The 18,855-nt window shown below is 70.8% G+C and carries 8 protein-coding genes; 6 read left to right on the top strand and 2 right to left on the bottom strand.

Going from position 1 to position 18,855, the window contains the following annotated elements; translation table 11 throughout:
• Nucleotides 1-42: 42 nt before the first annotated feature.
• The 4 genes from AB0637_RS18520 (at nucleotide 43) to AB0637_RS18535 (ending at nucleotide 9,529) form a co-directional block, all read left to right on the top strand.
• A complete protein-coding gene (locus tag AB0637_RS18520) occupies nucleotides 43-2,304 on the top strand; it encodes an ATP-binding domain-containing protein (protein ID WP_366174118.1) in 2,262 nt (753 codons plus the stop codon).
• The gene (locus tag AB0637_RS18525) at nucleotides 2,301-7,712 is read left to right on the top strand and encodes a DUF3320 domain-containing protein (RefSeq protein WP_366174119.1); all 5,412 of its coding nucleotides are present in this window, start codon (nucleotides 2,301-2,303) and stop codon (nucleotides 7,710-7,712) included. Before AB0637_RS18520 ends, AB0637_RS18525 begins: the two co-directional genes overlap by 4 nt.
• A gap of 89 nt (nucleotides 7,713-7,801) precedes the next feature.
• The gene (locus AB0637_RS18530) at nucleotides 7,802-8,188 is read left to right on the top strand and encodes an exonuclease domain-containing protein (protein ID WP_366174120.1); all 387 of its coding nucleotides are present in this window, start codon (nucleotides 7,802-7,804) and stop codon (nucleotides 8,186-8,188) included.
• Between the two features lie 42 nt (nucleotides 8,189-8,230).
• Entirely contained in the window at nucleotides 8,231-9,529 is a 1,299-nt protein-coding gene (locus AB0637_RS18535) for a TerD family protein (protein ID WP_366174122.1), read from the top strand.
• Nucleotides 9,530-9,587: 58 nt separating this feature from the next.
• On the opposite strand, the gene AB0637_RS18540 is transcribed toward AB0637_RS18535, so the two are convergent.
• A complete protein-coding gene (locus tag AB0637_RS18540; RefSeq protein WP_366174123.1) occupies nucleotides 9,588-10,295 on the bottom strand; it encodes a DUF6011 domain-containing protein in 708 nt (235 codons plus the stop codon).
• Between the two features lie 169 nt (nucleotides 10,296-10,464).
• Here AB0637_RS18540 and drmD point away from each other — a divergent pair, with 169 nt between their 5' ends.
• Both drmD and AB0637_RS18550 read left to right on the top strand, forming a co-directional pair.
• Nucleotides 10,465-13,584, top strand: coding sequence for a DISARM system SNF2-like helicase DrmD (gene drmD / locus AB0637_RS18545; protein WP_366174124.1), 3,120 nt, complete (start codon nucleotides 10,465-10,467; stop codon nucleotides 13,582-13,584).
• Nucleotides 13,584-17,672, top strand: coding sequence for a DNA methyltransferase (locus tag AB0637_RS18550; RefSeq protein WP_366174125.1), 4,089 nt, complete (start codon nucleotides 13,584-13,586; stop codon nucleotides 17,670-17,672). The genes drmD and AB0637_RS18550 overlap by 1 nt, the downstream gene beginning before the upstream one ends.
• Nucleotides 17,673-17,711: 39 nt before the next feature.
• On the opposite strand, the gene AB0637_RS18555 is transcribed toward AB0637_RS18550, so the two are convergent.
• Nucleotides 17,712-18,818 carry a hypothetical protein gene (locus AB0637_RS18555; RefSeq protein WP_366174127.1) on the bottom strand — a complete coding sequence of 369 codons (1,107 nt, stop codon included), beginning with the start codon at nucleotides 18,816-18,818 and terminating at the stop codon, nucleotides 17,712-17,714.
• Between the last annotated feature and the right edge of the window lie 37 nt (nucleotides 18,819-18,855).

Below are 18,855 nucleotides of genomic sequence, written 5' to 3' on the forward strand. Positions count from 1 at the left end.
GGCTGACACGATGGTTCGCGGGGACAACGACGGGGGGTCGTCATGACAGCAGTGCATCCGGACCAGCAGGCGGAGCAGGCGTACCTGGACACCGCCTACCGCTGCTTGGACCAGGGCCACGCCCTGGCCGAGCGCACCATCGCCCAGCACCAGGCGGGTGACCTGGCCGCGCACCGGGCGATGCGCCGCGCGCTGGCCATCCTGAAGGACGCGAAGGGCCAGGGGCAGCTCATCCACGGTCGTCTCGACCGCTCGGGTGAAGAACCGTTGTACGTGGGGCGCCGCGTCGTCTTCAACGAGGACCGTGACGTCCTCGTCGTGGGGTGGCACGCGCCTGCGGCTCACGCCTTCTACGAGGCGACGCCCACCGAGCCGGGGTCGGTGCAGCTCAAGCGCACCTTCGTCGAGGAGGAGCGCCGCCTGGTCCAGCTCGTGGACGAGATCGTCCGGGGCAGTGCGAGCGCGGTCACCTCCCTCCCGCCGGGTGACGACCTGGTCAGCGATGCGCTGCTCGCCGAGCTGAACCGCTCCCGCGACGGCGCGATGCGCGACGTCGTGGCCACAATCCAGGCCGAGCAGTACCGGATCATCCGCGCCGCACGTGAGGGTGTCCTCGTCGTCCAGGGTGGGCCGGGGACGGGCAAGACGGTCATCGGTCTGCACCGGGCGGCGTGGCTGGCGCTGAACGACGAGGAGTTGCGCCGTCAGGGGCTGCTGATCGTCTCCCCGAACGCCGCGCTGCTCTCCTACACGAGTGGTGTGCTGCCCACGTTGGGCGTGGGGGACCTTTACCAGACCGACGTGGCCGGCCTGTACCTCGGCGAGGCAGCGGTCCAGGGCGCCGACGACGCCCTCGCCGCCCGCGTCAAGGGGTCCGAGCGGATGGCCGAGGTCCTACGACGCGCTCTCGCCGCCCGTATCGGCTGGACCGGGGAGGACCTGACGCTGACGATCGGTCCGATGCGGGTGGTGGTCGCCCGCGCGGACGTCGAGGCGTTGCTGGCCGACGTGAGGTCCCGCCCCCTGAGCCACGCCGACGGCCGTGTCATGGTCCGCGAACGCCTGTCCCGACTGGCTTTCGCGGCCTACCGGGAGTCGTCGGTGGCCGCCAGCCGTCTCGTCGCCGCCAACGAGGTGGCGATCCGGCGGCTCGCGGCGTTCACCAACGCGGTGGACCGCATGTGGCCGACCTTCACCCCCGAGGAGTTCCTGCGCACGCTCTACGGCACGCAGAGCCTGCTGGTCGCGGCTGCCGACGGCGTGCTGACCGTCGAGGAACGGGCGTCGCTGTTCCGGCCGCAGGCCGGAGCGATCGGCGAGGAGCCCTGGACGGCAGCTGACCTGCTGTGCCTGGACGAGCTCGCGGGCATGTTCAACGGCGACGACACGCGCTACGCCCACGTCGTCGTCGACGAGGCTCAAGACTTGACTCCCATGCAGGCCCGGGCGCTCGCGCGACGTTGCCCCTCCGGGTCGTTCACCATCCTCGGTGACCTGGCGCAGGCCACCGGGCCCTTCATCCGTGACCGCTGGGAGGAGCTGACCCAGCACCTCGGCGGCCCCGACTCCGCACCGACCTCGGTGGAAAACCTGCGCTTCTGCTACCGCGTCCCCGGGTCGGCGTTGGAGCTGGCGGCCGGTCAGCTGCCGCTCATCTCCCCGGACCTCCAGGCGCCCACCGCGGTGCGCCCGGGGCGGGTGGCACCCGTGGCGACGTGGGCTGCGGAGGGGGAGCTGCTCGAGCAGGCCCTGCTGGCTGCTCGCACCGCCGTGGAGGCTGGTGCGACCACCGGCTTGATCGTCACCGACGGCTTGTACGACGAGCTGGTGCAGGTCGCCGAGAGCAGCGGGGGTGGTGTGGGGGACGGGCGCTCCGGCGACTTCTCCGCCGCCCTGTCCGTCGTGCCGGCGACCCTGTCGAAGGGGCTGGAGTTCGACGCGGTGGTTGTTGCGGCGCCGGACCGGATCGTCGCCGACCACGAGCACGGTCGGCGTCTGCTGTACATCGCCTTGACCCGGTGCACCCAGGAGCTGCGGCTCGTGCACAGCGGCGACCTGCCCGAAGGGCTGCAGCACCTCGACCTGCGCGCCGGCGACGTCCCGCAGGACGTCTACCCCGCCTCCCTCGCCGAGCTGGAGGAGTGGAACGCCGAGCCGGCGCCCGGCTCCGTCGACGACCTGACCGCGCTCGTGCAGCGGTTGAGCGAGGAGGACCGTCAGCTGGTGCACGACCTGGTCACCCGGCTGCTCCGCGCCGCACCTGCGGTGGAGGGGTCCCGTCCGGCCAGCAACGAGGAGGCGTGAGCGTGGACACCCGCGTGCAGGAGGCGATGCAGCGTCAGCTGGAGCAGTGGCGCGAACGTCTGCTGGACCTGACGCGCCGCCAACGGCTCCTGTACTTCGCCCACGTGCGCACCGGGTCGCTGGAGATCGGCTCCCCTGCGGCGTCGCAGGTCTTGGCCGTCGTCGACGCGGACCGCGCCACGTTGGTCACCGACGGCGTGGGCCTCACGGTGTCGAACAAGACTGAGGAGGAGATCCCGGGCGCCGGGCGGCGCATCGCGCAGAAGGCTCAGCAGGACTTCGCCGACCGCGGCGTGTGGACGCTCCACCTCGGTCTGGGCATGCTGCACTGGGTCGACCCCTTCGACGGCAAGCCCGTGGACAGCCCGCTCGTCCTCGTTCCCGTTCAGCTCACCCGCTCCGGGTCGAACGCTCCCCACCGGGTGCGTCGCGCCGAGGACGCCGTCGTGGTGAACCCCGCGCTGGCGCTCAAGCTGGAGCGCGACTTCGGCATCGATCTGCCCCCCGTGGACGAGTTCTCCCCGGACGTCTCCAAGTACCTCGCTCAGGTCGAGGCGCTCGTAGCTCGGCACGCCGGCTGGAGCACCTCCGAGCGGACCGTGCTGACGAACTTCACGTTCCAGAAGGAGGCGATCTACCGCGACCTGGAGGAGAACGCCGCCCGGATCGCCGAGCACCCGCTCGTGCAGCTCGTCGCCCTCGGCCCGAACGCGCCTGCAGCGCGTGAACTGCCCTTCGAGCCGATCCGCGACGACGCCGACATCGACGCCGTCGTCGCACCGGAGTCGATGCACACCATCCTCGACGCCGACTCCAGCCAGCGCCGCTGCATCATCGCCGCACGCGAGGGCAAGAGCTTCGTCATGGACGGCCCTCCGGGCACCGGGAAGAGCCAGACCATCGCCAACATCATCGCTGAGCTCATGGCGATGGGACGCAGCGTCCTGTTCGTCAGCGAGAAGGCGGCAGCCCTCGACGTCGTGAACTCTCGCCTCCAAGATCGTGGCCTGGCGAACTTCCTGCTGGAGCTGCACAGCCACACCGCTGGTCGGCGTGAGGTGGCCCAGGCTTTCGCCGCGGAGCTGACTTCGCGGCCCAGGGCACGTTCGGCGTTCGGCGCCACCGACCGCAACGCTCTGGTGCGGGCCCGGCAACGGCTCAGCAGCTACGCCGCGGCGATGAACGAGACCCGCCCGGGCCTGGAGCTGTCCCTGCACACCGTCCTCGGGCAGATCGCCCTGCTCGACGCGTCAGGTCGGTTCGGTTCCGCGGACACCGCGGCTGGGCGCGACCTCACTGCGGCCCGCCGGGCAGAAGCGGTCGCTTCAGCGGCTGCGCTGGCGCGCTCGTGGCGACCGGTGAGCGAGGGCGAGGGGTTCCTGTGGCGGGGTCTGCGGGCGGACGTCGCCGACAGCCGGCTGACGGAGCGGTTGCGGACCACCGCGCAGGCGGCGCAGAGCGCCGCGGAACTGTTGCGTGAGCGCGTGCGCGCCGTCGACGAGGATCTGCCGTTGGGTCTGCCGGTCGACACCGCCGGAGCGCAGCGGCGCGCCGACCTGCTGCACGCCCTCGGAGACGCGCCGTCCGTGCCGACCGCGTGGTTGACCAGCGGGAGCCTCGCCCCCGTCGAAGATCGTGTGCTCCAGCTGCAGTCGCTGACCGACGCCTTCCAGGAAGCCGCGGAGCGCGCTGTCGAACTCACCGGCGAACGGTGGGCTGAGGTTGACGCGGACCAGGCGCCGGTGCTGGACACGGCCATGGCTCCCGGTGCGTGGAGTCCCGTTCCGACGGCGACGGCCGCCGACCTGCACCACCTGCACGAAGTCGCTGCGGCCTGCCCGCAGCGAGCGCTCGACCTGCGTGACGACGCCCGTCGCCTGGCCGCTCTGCTGGGGGTGCCCGCCGAGGGGCTGTCGCTGCACCGCGCCGCGCGCCTCGCGGACCTGGGACGACTTGCCGAGCAGACGGCGTTGCCGGAGTCCGCGTGGCTCAACCCGACCGTGCAGAACGCGCTGCAGGAGAGCCGCCGCGTCCTGGAGCAGCTCGTCGGCGTGGTGCGTCAGCGTCAGGAAGCCGTCGCCGCCGTCTTCACGCCCGCCGTGCTGGAGCTCGACCTCGTCGGGTTGCGCACCCGCTTCCACGAGACCCACACAGGGCTGCGCAAGCTCTCCGGTGCTGCCCGCGCCGACAAGGCGGCGCTGAAGGCCGTCACGGTGGCCCAACGGGTCACCAAGGAGACCATCGCCCAGCTCGACGAGGCCGTGGAATGGCAGAAGGCCGAACGCGCCCTCACGCTCGGTGCCGACGAGCACGCCGACCGGCTCGGCGGCTACTGGCACGGCACCGACACCGACTTCGGGCGCCTGACCAAGGCCGTGGAGACCGCGCTGACCGCCGTGCAGCTCGCCGGCGACGAGGTCGACCCGCGAGCGTTGGCCGGCCAGCTCAGCCGGGGCGCCACCCCCGACCCCCACCTGACCACGGTGGCGCGACGCGTGGCGACCGCCGTCGGCGCGTGGCGCGTGGAGCTCACCGCGGTCGCTCCCGACGTGGTGGACTTCCTCTCGGAGCTGCCGCTGGAGGACCTGGCCGGGGCGGGTTCATCCCTCGCCGAGCGCGTCCGTCCGGCCGTGGACGTCGTCGAGGCGGTCGACGCCGTCGCGGGCCGACCGCTCACCCTGGCCGACTGCCGCCGGGCCTTGGACGCCGTGGGCGCCGCCGCCACCGCGCAGGCGCAGGTGCTGGACACCTACGACCGCGACGCGACGCTCCTCGGCGACCTCTACACCGGCACCGACACGCAGTGGTCCGCTGTCCGGTCGGCGCTCGACTGGTGCACCCGGGTCCGGGAGCTCGTGGGCGGGCCCGTGCCTCCCTCGGTCGCGGAGCACCTGCACCGCCCGGCGCTCGCTGCGCGCGACGTCGAAGATCCGCTGCGCCGGTGGAACGCCGCCGTCGACGCCCTGGTGACCGAGTTCTCCGACGAGCGAGCCCGAGAACTGCACGGTGAGTTGTCGGCTTCCCTGGACGACGCGCACGGGTTGCTCACGGAGATGGCTGCGAGCGTCGATCGGGACGCACCGGAGTGGTGCGACTGGTCGACCCGACGCCACGAGGTGTCGGCCCACGGCGTCAGTGCGGTCGTCGACGCTCTCGTCGTCGCGCACGCGCCGGCGGCCGCCGTGCCGACCGAGGTGGAGCGGGCCCTGCTCGTCGCCTGGGTCGACGGCGTGACCCTCGGCGACGACCGGTTGCGTGACTACCGTGCCGACGACCGGGATGCGCTCGTCGACACCTTTCGCCGCCTCGACGGTGAACTGGTGACCAACGCCCACACCGCCGTCGTGCAGGCGTGCGTGGAACGCAGGCCCCGCACCGTGATCGGTGACGCTGCGGTCATCGTCCGCGAGGCGGAGAAGAAGACCCGCCACATCCCGGTCAGGGATCTGCTGACCCGAGCGGGTGCCGTGGCGCAGCAGTTGAAGCCGTGCTTCATGATGAGCCCGCTCGCGGTCTCGCAGTACCTGCCGTCGACGTTGCACTTCGACGTCGTCATCTTCGACGAGGCGTCGCAGGTGGCTCCGTGGGACGCGGTGAACTGCATCTACCGCGGCGATCAGCTCATCGTGGCCGGTGACGAGAAGCAGCTGCCGCCGACGGCGTTCTTCTCCGCCAGCCAGGAGGACCAGGAGGACGACGACGCCGACGAGATGCTCGAGGACTTCGAGAGCGTCCTCAAGCAGTGCAAGGGGTCCGGGGCCATGACGGCCTTGCCGTTGACGTGGCACTACCGCAGCCGCCACGAGGACCTCATCACCTTCTCGAACGTGCAGTTCTACGACAGCGAGCTGAACACCTTCCCCGGTGCCCGCTTCGACTCGCCGGACCTGGGCGTCGCGTCCTACCTCGTGCCCGGCGTCTACGACCGCGGCGGCCGGCGGGACAACGTCGTCGAGGCGCAGAAGGTCGTCGACCGCGTCGTGCACCACCACCGCGAGCACCCGAACCTCACCGTCGGGGTCGTGGCGTTGTCGACCCCGCAGGCCGAAGCCATCGAGCGGGAGCTCGAACGTCGCGCTGACGATGACCCGAGCCTGGAGCCGCTGCTGGATCGCAGCAACCGCCTGGGCGGGTTCTTCGTGAAGAACCTCGAGAACGTCCAGGGCGACGAGCGCGACATCATCATCTTCAGCGTCGGCTACGGCCCCGACGCCGCCGACAAGGTGACGATGAACTTCGGTCCGCTGACGAAGAAGGGCGGCTGGCGCCGGCTGAACGTGGCCGTCACCCGCGCGCGCCGTCGCGTCGAGGTCGTCACCTCCCTCACCCACGGCCGCATCGATCCGGGCGCCAACGAGAGCCACCGGGCGCTGCAGAAGTACCTGCACTTCGCCGAGAAGGGCCCGCAGGCGCTGCAGATCGATCTCAGCGGCAGCTTCGGCGACGCGGAGAGCCCGTTCGAGGAGGACGTGCTCGCGGCCATCCGGTCCCTCGGGTACGAGGGGGTGCCGCAGGTCGGTACCGCCGGTTACCGCATCGACATCGCGATCAAGCACCCGGAGAAGGCCGGCGAGCACCTGCTCGGCGTCGAGTGCGACGGTGCGGCCTACCACTCCGCCAAGGCGGCTCGCGACCGTGACCGCCTGCGGCAGAACGTCCTCGAAGGCCTGGGGTGGCGGATCCACCGCATCTGGGGCTTGAGCTGGTACCACGACCGCGCCGGTCAGGTGGAAGGTCTGCGGCGGGGGATTGAGGACGCCTTGCGCGGCGCGCCGATTCCGGTCCCGGCTCCGGTCCCGGTGGCGGCCGAGGTCGTCGTCGAAGAGGTGGAACTGGCCGAGCGTCCCGCGTGGGCGGTGCCGTACGAGCGGTTCGTCGGCGGCCGCCGCACCGCGCGGTGGGACCTGGCCTCTCCTGAGGCGCGCCCGCACTTCCGGCGCTACTTCGAGGAACTGCTGCTGGTGGAGGCCCCGATCCACGAGGACCTCCTGCTGCAGCGGTTCCGAGACGACTGGGGCGTCGCGCGGTTGGGGCCGCGGATCAAGGCGAACGCCCTCGACGCCCTCGAGGGAACCGTCGTCGCCGGGAACCGGGTCATGCGGAACCCGCGCGGCTTCTACAGCCACCGCCCGGTCGAGATGGTCCGCGTCCCCGCAGGTCCGGGGACCGGTACCGATCGTCCGCTCGAGCACGTATCGAGCCGGGAGGTCCGTCTTGCGGTGCAGCTCACCGTGGCCGACGCCGGGTCGATCGGTGAGAGGGAACTCGTCGACGCGGTGCGCAAGCTCTTCGGGTGGGGTCGGTCGAGCGGCGACGTGGCGGCGGCCGTGTCCAGCACCGTTCACGACCTGGTCGAGCGCGGTGACCTGCAACGTCTCGACGGTGACCGCTTGGCGGCTCGACGGTGACGGCGGAGGAGTTCATGGAACCTGCGGTGGGAGATCGGCTCCCGCGGTCCGTGGGGCAGCGGTATCCCCACTCCTACGCGGTCCTCGACGTGGAGACCACCGACCTGATCCCGGACGTCGACCGGGTGCTCCAGGTCGCCGTCACGCTCGTCGATGCCCACGGGGTCGTGGAGGGCTCGTGGTCCACGCTGGTCGACCCGCAACGCCACCCGGGGTCGGTGCACGTGCACGGCATCACCGCCGAGCGCCTCGTGGGGGCACCACTGTTCGTGGACGTTGCCGAGAAACTGCGCCGCCTCACGGCCGGCCGGGTGGTCGTCGCGCACAACGCCCAGTTCGACTGGGCATTTCTTGCCGAGGAGATGCGCCGCACTCCGCACGTCCTCGACGTGGAGCACCGCCTCTGCACCCGCAACCTCGCCCGTCGCCTTGGCCCGCCGGTCCTCGACCTCAAGCTCGCCACCCTCGCCGCCTAATGGCAGGTGGAGCAGCGACGCGCCCATGACGCGGAGGACGACGTGCGCGTGCTCGTGGAGGTGCTGCGACGTTCGCTCGTCGCCGCCGACGAACTCGGCATCAGCCTCCCGTTGACCCCTTGCACGACCAGCGCGCGGGTCCTGACGTCGGTGCCCACCGCTGCGCCTCGCCGGGCCAGGCCGCCGCGGTCCCCGCGGGTGGAGTGCCCGTGGGAGCTGCCCGCGCCGTGGAGCGCAGGGCAGCCGCTCGTGCAGGGCGCCCGCGTCGTCATCACGGGCGACACGACATCCCCGCGTGAGGACCTCATGGCGCGCGCCCTGCGGGCTGGGCTCGACGTGAAGAACGGCGTCAGCCGCGCCACGACGCTGCTCGTCACGAACGACCGCGCCGCCAGCACCAGGAAGCTGCGCGACGCGGAGGCGTACGGCACCCCCGTCGTCGACGAGGTGGAGTTCGAGCGGCTCCTCGCTACGGTGGCCCCCGGGCGTGCCAAGGCGATGACTCATCCCACGCCTGTCGTGACGCCCGCGGTGCGTCCCGGACCCGCACGGGCACTTGGGCCGTTCTCCCGGCGCCGGGTCCTGGTACTGGGTGGCCCGCACGAACGGGCCGCCGCAGTCCGGGCCGAGGTCGTCGCCCGCGGCGGCGCAGCAGCGGTCAACCTCACCGTCACGACCACCGACGTGATCGCTCTCGACGGCGCTGAACGCGACCGCCGGTGGGCGCGCGTGCAGGAACGAGCGGTTCCGCTGCTCGACCCGGTGACGTGGGAGCGTCTCGGTGACCCGACCGTCGCGCAGGAGGAGGGAACGGCGCCCGCCCCCGTCGTGCTGCCGCGCGGCGGAGCGATCGACCTGCCTGCGCAGCAGCGGTACTGGACGGTGGACATCCAGTGGGGCGACGCGGCTCAGGAGGTCGATGTCGTCGCGTTGTTGCTGGACGAGGACGAGCAGGTGCACGGCGACGAGGACCTCGTCTTCTTCGGAGCGCTCGCGACCCCTGACGGTTCGGTCCGTCTGCGGCAGGACACTCCTGGTGAGGCGGAGGTGGTCGTTGGGATCGACGCGTTGCCCGGCGACGTGGATCGAGTGGTCGTCGCGGCTGCCTCCCCGGAGGGGTTGACGTTCGGAGACGTGGGTGCGGTCGAGCTGACGTTGCGGGGTGAGGACGGTGGCATCGCCGCCTCAGCGGTCCTGGACGCAGCCACCGTCGAGCGCACCCTCGTGCTCGGGGAGGTCTACCGCCGCGGCGGGACGTGGCGGTTCCTTGCCCGGGGCCAAGGGCACGAGTTCGGGCTGGTCGATCTCCTGACCGGCTACGGCGTGGACGTCGAGGACTGACGGGCGCAGGGCGCGTCGTCAGCGCACGGTGCGCCCAGCGCCCCGCCGCTGAAGCGACTCAGGCGAAGAACGGCAGTTGGAGGAACGTGGCCAGCCTGACGACCAATTCCGAGAAGACGTAGGACAGCAGGACACCCACGTCGACGACGATGGTGCGGTTCGCCACCGATCGGGCTCGTCGTCTGACGACGTTCCTGGGGGTCGCCAGTTGCCGGTGCCACACCCTCACCTGCTCTGCGTGAGTGGCGCGTGCTGCGGCGTACACCCGGTCGTGCTCCCGTTGAGCGGCTTGCTGTTCCTGGAGAGCCGTGTGCATGCGGCGCTGCCACTCGAAGTAGGCAGGGTTGTCCTGGTACTGCGGCCTCGATCCGTACCTCGCTTGGCAGTCGGGTCCGACACCCGCCAGCTGACTGCTGTAGTTGGTCAGCTTGCGGCCGCACATGACACAACGACCGACGGGAAGCGGGATCCTCTGGGGCGGTTGCTTCCCAGGGGACCGCAGCTTCGCCGTCTTGCGGCGGGGCTCCTTCGGTTTGGGCGGCATCCGGTTCGTGACCCTCACGGCGCCGGCTGAGACGAGGACCGTCGACGTGGATGCCACCGCCACGACCCGGAAGAGCTCGATGTAGTCCCAGAAGTCAGGCAAGACGGCGGCGGTGACGAGGGTGACGGTGACGAACGTCCCGATGACCCGCACGGGATGGCGGGAGATGGCCTGCAGGGGCGGGAGCAGTACCCGAAGACTGACTTCGCTGGAGATCGGCATGGAGTGACTGAGCGTAGCGGTGCTCAGGAGTGACGACGGATCGATCGGGTGTCGTCGCCCAAGACACAGGCAGGGACCGCTGACGTGGCTCACCGTCTCCGCTACTGCGGGTAGACCACTTATGCTCAGAAAGAGAAGTCTGCGATCGACGGGGGACCAGGACATGACGGTGACGACGCCTGGTGTGCCGGAGGTCGGCAACCTGGTGCGGGTACGTGGCCAGCAGTGGATCGTCACGGCCCGTCGCGACAGCGGCCTGCCGGTCGACCAGCTCGCCCCCCACCGAAGCCCCGGCCGCACCTTGGTCGAGCTGACCAACGTCAGTGAGGACGTCGGTGAGTCGCTGACCCTCGCCTGGGACATCGAGCCGGGGCGCCGAGTCCTGGAGCAGAGTCGGCTGCCGGAGGTCACCGAGGACGGCTGGGACGACCCGCAGACCTTCGGTGCCTTCCTCGACGCGGTGCGGTGGGGCACGGTGACCAGCGCGGACGAGTCCACCCTGCAGGCGCCCTTCCGGGCGGGCATCGCCATCGAGGAGTACCAGCTCGAACCCGTGGCGAAGGCGCTGTCCATGCCACGGGTCAACCTGCTGATCGCCGACGACGTCGGTCTCGGGAAGACCGTCGAGGCCGGTCTCGTGCTCCAGGAGATGCTGCTGCGCCATCGTGCACGGCGCATCATCATCGTCTGCCCCGCGCCGTTGACGCAGAAGTGGCACGACGAGATGGACGTGCGGTTCGGCCTGGACTTCCGCATCCTCAACGCTCAGGCCCTCAAGGACGTGCGGCGGTCGCACGGGCAGCAGGCCAACCCGTTCACCGTCTACCCTCGCACCATCATCAGCCTGTCGTGGTTGCGCACCCCCGCGGTGCAGCGCCTGCTGGACGACGTCCTCGCCGACAGTCGCCGGTCGGGCTTCTTCGACGTGCTCGTGGTCGACGAAGCCCACCACGTCGCCCCGTCGGCGCCGGCGACGGGGCAGCGCTACGCGACGGAATCGCGGCAGACCGAGGCGGTGCGCCGGTTGGCGGAGAACGCCGGCAACCGCCTGTTCCTCTCGGCCACCCCGCACAACGGGTACAGCGAGTGCTGGCAGGCCTTGCTGGAAATGCTCGACCCGCAACGCTTCGCGCGGGGGGTCGAGCCGGAACCTCAGCTGCTGCAGGAAGTTCTCGTCCGTCGGTTGAAGGACGAGCTGCTCGAACCGGACGGTTCCAAGCGCTTCCCCGAGCGGCATCCCCGGTCGATCACCGTCCAGTACCCGGAGGTCGAGCGGGAGGCGCACGACCTGCTGGAGCGCTACCTGCAGGCGCGACGGCGAGACCGCGGGACGGGCGTGCGGGCGGGTGACTTGGTGTCGCTCCTGCTCAAGAAGCGGCTGTTCTCCTCCCCGGCGGCGTTCGCGCGGACCATCGAAGCGCACGCCGCCTCCGTCCGCGGAGAGCGTCGCGCCGGTGACGACGAGGACCTGCCGGAATGGCTGCTCGACGAGGTCGACGAGCTCGACGTCGACGACACCGCCCAGGTCGAGGTCGACGCGCTCGCCCTCGTCGAGGGACACCTGGCGCCCGCCGGCGAGGACGCCGCGCCGTTGCTGGAAGCGCTGCGCGAGTGGGCAGCGGAGCACGGGGAGCGGTCCGACGCCAAGGCCGAGGCCCTCTTCCGCGAGCTGGACGCTCTCGGGCCGGACGACCGGGTCATCGTCTTCACCGAGTACCGCGACACCCAGGTGTGGCTGCAGAACCTCCTCGCCGCGCGCGGCAGGGGTGAGCCGGTGCTCGGGTTGCTGTACGGGGGGATGGACACCGCCAAGCGGGAGCACCTCAAGGACGCCTTCCAAGCCCCGCCGAGCGAGGACCCGGTCCGCATCCTGCTGGCGACCGACGCGGCCAGCGAGGGCATCGACCTGCAGGAGTTCTGCCACCGCGTCATCCACTACGACATCCCCTTCAACCCGAACCGCTTGGAACAGCGGATCGGGCGGGTCGACCGGTACGGGCAGCGCCACGACGTCGACGTGGCTCACTTCGTGGGCGCCGGGTGGGAGGAGGCCGACGCCGGCTCCTTCGAGGGGGACTTGGAGTTCTTGAGCCGGGTGGCGCGCAAGGTGGCCAACGAACGTCGTGACCTCGGCAGCGTCAACCCCGTCCTCGCCCACGCGGTGGAGTCGCGCATGCTGGGGCGGCCGACCCTGGTGGACCCGATGAGCGTTTCGCCGAAGCCGGCGGTGTCGGTGCTCCGTGCCGAGCGCGACCTGCGGCGGCAGGCGGAGGGGCTGCAGGCGCAGGCTCAGCGGCTCAAGGCCCAGCTGGACGCGTCGATCGCGGCGTTGCACGTCGCCCCGGCGAACGTACGCCGGGTCGTCGACCGCGCGCTGGCGTCGGCGGGTCAGCCGCCGCTGGCGGACGTCCGCCCGGGGGTGGTGGACCACCCGGTGTTGCGGCACGGGTGGGAGCGCTACCTCGCCACCTCGATCGACCGCCTCACCAAGGCTCCGCTGCCCCTCACCTTCGACGCGTCCCTGGCGCAGCGCGACGTCGTCCACGCCCACCTCGGGCACCCCCTGGTCGCCAACAGCATCCGTCTGTTGCGCAGCGAGGTGTGGGGCATCGGGCGGCACCTGAACCGGGTGGTCGCGGTGTCGTTCGAGGCGCCGGCCGAGGTGGAGGTGCGGGGACCGATCGTGGTGCTCTTCGCGCGGTTGGTGGTCGTCGGCTCGGACGGCAGTCGCCTCCACGAGGAGATCGTCATCGCCGCCCGCGAGCTGCCCGAGGCCTCGGCCCGGTCGCGACGCATCGACCTGGAGCAGCGCAGCTACGGGCAGCTGCGGACCGCCGTCGAGCGGGCCCTGGACCCCGATCGGTCGGTCCCGGCGCCGGAAGCGGTCAGGGCCCGGCTGGTGGAGGAGTGGGCCGGGCTCGAACCGCGCCTGGTCGAGGACCTGGACCGTCGGGCGACGCAGCAGACCGAGGCGTTGGAACGTGACCTGCAGCGCCGACAGGACACCGAGGTGAAGCGCGTCGGTGAGCTCTTCGACCGCCTGCGCGTCACGTTGGAGTCCGCCCTGCAGGCGCCCCAGGACCTGCAGCTCACCTTCGATGACCTCGAGATCCCCGAGCAGCGTCAACTCGACCGCGACCGCCGCGCCTGGCAGGACCGCCTCGACTCGCTGGAGAACGACCGCGAGGCCGAACTGCTGCGCGTGCGTCAGCGGTACGAGGGCGCCCGCACGTTGAAGTTCCCGTTCGGGGTCGCCGTCTGCGTCCCCACCGCCGAGAGGAACCGCTGATGGCCCGCCGCCGTCGTCGCAGTTACGGCGCGGGAGAGGCCGCCCGCAAGCGGCACGCGTGGCTGGAATCGGTGCGCGTCAGCGGGCTCTTCCTCAGCGTCCCCGTCCTGGAGCGGGTCTTCCCGGACGGGTACCCCGCGGTCCCGTCGGACGCGCGTGCCGCGACGCGCCGGGCGGTCAACGACTACCTGGACGTTTCGAGCGGGCAGGGCGGGGGCAAGGACTCCGTCCTCCGTCACCGGCTCGTCGAGACGGTGCTGCGCGAGGCGCTGGACTGGGGGCCGTACCTCGTCCAGGGCAACGACCTGCCCAGCGTGCTGGCCGAGCCCGTCGCCGACCACGGCATCGTCCTCCGCCCGGATTTCGCTTTCCGCGCCGCGCCGGAGGAAGCATCGGCCGTCGATGACGCGATCGACGAGGTGGAGGAGGACGACGATGAAGCCGAGGACGCTGCGCCGGAGACGGAGGCCTCCGAGTGGCGGCTCCTCGGCATGGTCACCACCTCCGGCACCTACCCGCTCGACCGCACCGACGACGGCGGCTGGGTCGCCTCCCCCGTGGAGCGGCTGGCGGTCCTCCTGCGCGCGCGGTCCGTCCCCGTCGGTGTCGTCACCGACGGTCGCTGGTGGGCCCTCGTGTGGGCGCCGGTGGGCGGAGCGGTGGGGGCGGCGGTGTTCGACGCGGAGTCGTGGAGTCCGGACCCCGACACGTTCCGTGCCTTCGTGGCGCTGCTGGAGCGGCGTCGCTTCCTCGCCGTCGCCGCCGAAGACCTGTTGCCCGCACTCTTCGCGGAAAGCGCTGAGGCCCAGGAGGGCGTCACCGAGGCCCTTGGGGCGCAGGTTCGTGACGCCGTCGAGCTGTTCCTCGCCACGATCGACGAGCTCGACGCCGAGTCCGGCGGCGCCGTCCTCGACGGGGTGGACGACGACGCCCTCTACGAGGCCGCCGTCACGGTGATGATGCGCATCGTCTTTCTGCTCTTCGCCGAGGACCGTCGACTCCTGCCCAGCGACGACGACCTGTACGTCTCCGCCTACAGCGTCGCCCGCCTCGCCGATCAGCTCCAGGGCCAGGCGGACGTGCTGGGGGAGCAGTCGCTGGAGAACCGCACCAGCGCCTGGCACCGCCTCCTCGCCACCTCACGTGCCCTCCACGGCGGAGTGCACCACGAGGACCTCCGGCTGCCCGCCTACGGAGGCAGCCTCTTCGACCCCGACCGCTATCCCTGGTTGGAGGGCCGCCGCACGGCAGAGGACGCGGATTCGGCCGAGCCGCTCAGCATCGACGACCGCACCGTGCTGCGGATGCTGCGTGCTGTGCAGTTCGTCGAAGTCGACGGTGAACGCCGTCGGCTCAGCTTCCGCGCTCTCGACGTCGAGCAGATCGGCTACGTCTACGAGGGTCTGCTGGAGCTGGAGGTGCGCACCGCGGAGGAGACGACACTCCTCTTCACGCGTTCCGCGAAGTGGCCACGGGCGCGGGACGAAAAGGCCAGCGAGGTACCGCTGTGGGACGCGATCGGCTGGGCGTCCACGGTGCCTCCGAGCCATCAGGCCCAGCTCAAGACCCGCACCGGCCGCTCGGAGGGCGTCATCGAGAAGCACCTGAGGTCGCTACCCGACGCGGACGACGAGCGCCTCCTGCTGCGGGCGACCGGTGGGGACCGACAGCTGGTCGACCAGGCGCAGTTCTTCGCGCCGCTGCTGCACCACGACGTCGCCGGCCGCATCGGCGTCGTCCTCCCCGGACGTCGCTACGTCGCGCCGAGCATCCGACGGGCCAGCACCGGTACGCACTACACCCCTCGCGAATTGGCCGAAGAGGTTGTGCAGCACTCCCTCGAACCACTGGTCTACCGGCCGGGACCCCTGGAGCAGCGTGACGGCTGGCGCATCCGCCCCAGCTCGGAGATCCTCGCCCTCCGCGTCGCGGATATCGCCATGGGGTCGGGCGCCTTCCTCGTCGCTGCCTGCCGCTACCTGGCCGACCGGCTCGTTGAGGCATGGGTCGCGGAGGGCCGCCGCAACGCGATCCTCGCGCAACGGCCTGAGGTGCGGCGCGTGTCCGGCGACGCGGACGTGGAAGCGGTGGCGCTGGAGGCGCGGCGTCTTGTCGCCGAGCACTGCCTGTACGGGGTGGACATCAACCCCCTCGCGGTGGAGATGGCGAAACTGTCGCTGTGGCTGGTGACGATGGACGACCGCCGGCCCTTCGGGTTCCTGGACGACCGCCTCCTGGCGGGAGACTCCCTGCTGGGGCTGGTGTCGGTAGAGCAGTTGCAGACCTTCCACGCCGATCCTGCCGCGGTCACGAACCAGTCGGCGTTCGTCGTGTCGTGGTGGGACAAGCTGAGCACCGCTGCGGACGACCGCCGACGGATCACGGCGACACCCGCGAACGACAGCCGCGACATCGAGGACAAGCAGCGCCTCCTGGCTCAGATCCGCGAAGACTCTGCAGACGTGGCGGTGGTGGCCGACACGATCACCGGCGTGGGTTTGCGGGTCGCCGCGGTCGGTGCCGCCAAGGCGCGCGACGACGCGTTCAAAGCTCTGCAGTGGAGAGTGCAAATCGCGCTCGACGGCGCAGGCCGCGAAACTCTCGCCAAGCAGGCGGAGCAGGACCTCAACGCCGGACGGCCGGAGCATGTGCCGCCGCGCCAGCCGCTGCACTGGCCGGTGGCGTTCCCCGAGGTGTTCGTCGACGCCCAGGACCGCGGCTTCGATGCGATCGTGGGGAATCCGCCGTTCTCAGGGGGACAGAAGCTGTCCGGCTCGATGGGGGATGACTACCTCGCGTGGCTGCAGCGCTGGGACGGCCGCGGCGTGAAGGGCAGCGCGGACCTCGCCGCACGGTTCGTGCTGCGCGCCGAGCGGTTGCTGTCCGAGCGCGGCCAGCTGGGGTACATCACGACGAACACCCTCGTGCAGGGTGCGACGGTGCGCGTCGGCATGGAACAGGTGGTCGGTTCTTCGCTGCACCTGCGGCGAGCGCGGTCGTCGCACAAGTGGCCGAGCGCGAGCGCGAACCTGGAGATCGTGGACGTGTGGGGCAGCCGGCGCAAACCGGCGTCGGCGGCTGTGCGCTGGCTGGACGGCGAGGAAGTCCCCAGTATCGGTGCCGACCTGGAACCCGTCGGGCGGATCGCTGGACGTCCGTACCGGCTGGTCGAGAACGAGGACGTCGCCTTCCAGGGCTCAAACGTCCTGGGTCTCGGGTTCACGCTGACGGAGGACGAGGCCGCCGAGCTCGTGGCCGCCGACCCGCGCAACGCCGAGGTCGTCCAGTCATACGTCATCGGCAAGGACCTCAACCAACGCCCCGACTGCTCTGCGAGCCGGCAGGTCATCAACTTCCGCGACTGGCCGCTGGAGCGCGCCGAGCGGTACACGGCGCCGATGACGAGGGTCCGGCGGCTGGTGAAACCAGACCGGGACAAGCAGAAGGATCGCCAACGTCGGATGCTTTGGTGGCGGTTCACTCGTCCAGCGCCAGAACTCTATGAGGCCATCGCCGACCTTGACCATGTCCTTGCCCTGTCGCTCGTCAGCAACGCGGTCCTGCCGGTCCGCGTTCCGGCGGGCCAGGTCTTCGCGCACAGATGCTGTGTATTCGCCCTCGACGACTTCGCCAGCCTCGCCTTGCTGTCCTCGTCGGTGCACTCCTCCTGGGTGATTCGATACACCTCCACGCTAGAGACTCGCATCAACTACGCCCCCTCTGACGTCTTCCTCACCCTGCCCCGCCCCGCCTCTACCCCCGAGATGCACCACCTCGGCGAGGAGCTCGACACCGTCCGCCGTGAGCTCATGCTGTCCCGAGGGTGGGGCTTGACGACCACCTACAACCACGTCCACTCCCCGGCCGTGCAGGACCCTGAGGTCCTCCGGCTGCGGCGGATCCACGAGCGGATCGACGCCGCGGTCTTCACCGCCTACGGCTGGGACAACCTCAACCCGCAAGTCGGCCACCACCCCACGAAGATCGGCACTCGCTGGACGATCAGCAAGGACCTTCGCTTCGAAGTGCTGGACCGCCTGCTGGAGGAGAATCACCGCCGCCACGCCCTCGAACAGGGGAGGAGGTGAGCGCTCACCCGCCGTTCGGACGTGACCGGCGGTCGGCGCTCACTGCTCGTCTGTGCCCGTAGGAGCTGCGGTGTCCTGCGGGGCATGAGTTCCGCGCACTGCCGGATCCACGGCCAGCGCCTCGGCCACCCGTCGCAGGTGCGTGCACGCCTGTTCCAGACAGTCGTTGACCACGGCATCGGTCGAGCGCCCCTTCGGCAGGCGCAAGGGAGTGGTTGCGCCGATCCGATCGAGGCGCTCGCGGTTCGCCGCGGAGATCGCCTCGTAACCCCGCGGGGACCTGTGGTTGAAGCGGCCGATCCACAGCGGGCTCGGCGCCTGCCCGGTGAGGTGGTCACCGCCCGGTACGGTCGCGGGATCGGCACCCCAGTACTCGGCGTCGTACCCCACCCAGAGCCAGTGGTCCCCGACGACAACCTCGACGTAGTGCCACTTGACGTCCGACTTCGGCTTGCCGACGTGTGTGACCGGGATCCCCTCCTCCGCCAACCTCTGCGAGAGACCGTCACACACCCGGCGAGCGACGTGGACGACGTGGTGCACCGTGTATCCGACCGCGGCGTCGTCCACGGTGCCGTCGAACGGGGTGAAGTCCACGTCATCCTCCAGGGCGGCGCTCAGGGAGAGCAGTTCCGGGTGTACCCAGCCCGCGCCGCTGGCTCCCAGCAGGCGGTGCCATGACGTGACGACGACGCGTCGCCCGTCCACAACCCCTTGGAACGCACCGCCGTCCCGGGTGAAGGTGCAGTCGAGCTGCTGCTGTGTCTGCACAATGAGATCGTCCAGCAGAACCCGCCGCGTCACCAATAGGAGCGACCCGCCCGGAGGGAGCTGTCCGAGGTATCTGCTCGCCTGGTCCGCGGAGGTGAGCGGCGAGTCGACCTTGGTTTCGATGATGCAGCGCAGTCCTGTGGCGTCGTGCATGCTGAAGTCGCGGGAGGAACGACGCCCCTCGTCATCGACGTGGATGTTCTCGCGCTGCACGACGCACCGCCGAACGTCAACGCCCGTCAGGGCGCTGAGGTGCTCCATGAACGGTGCACGGATGCCCGGTATGGAGTGCAGCAGGTGGAACAGCAGATCGTTCGTCCGCACCTCCACCCCGCTCGACGAGCGCAGGAGGTGCCGCAGGCCCAGGTGAGCCACCTGGGAATCTTCTCGCTCCGCCTCATGCGGGGCGGCC

The sequence above is a fragment of the Kineococcus sp. NPDC059986 genome (assembly GCF_040702905.1).
In the GTDB taxonomy this organism is placed as follows: domain Bacteria; phylum Actinomycetota; class Actinomycetes; order Actinomycetales; family Kineococcaceae; genus Kineococcus.

What these genes read in the sequence shown, in the direction of transcription:
- AB0637_RS18520 (WP_366174118.1), top strand. Translation starts at nt 43, where the DNA reads ATGACAGCAGTGCATCCGGACCAGCAGGCGGAGCAGGCGTACCTGGAC.
- AB0637_RS18540 (WP_366174123.1), bottom strand. Translation starts at nt 10,295, where the DNA reads ATGCCGATCTCCAGCGAAGTCAGTCTTCGGGTACTGCTCCCGCCCCTG.
- AB0637_RS18550 (WP_366174125.1), top strand. Translation starts at nt 13,584, where the DNA reads ATGGCCCGCCGCCGTCGTCGCAGTTACGGCGCGGGAGAGGCCGCCCGC.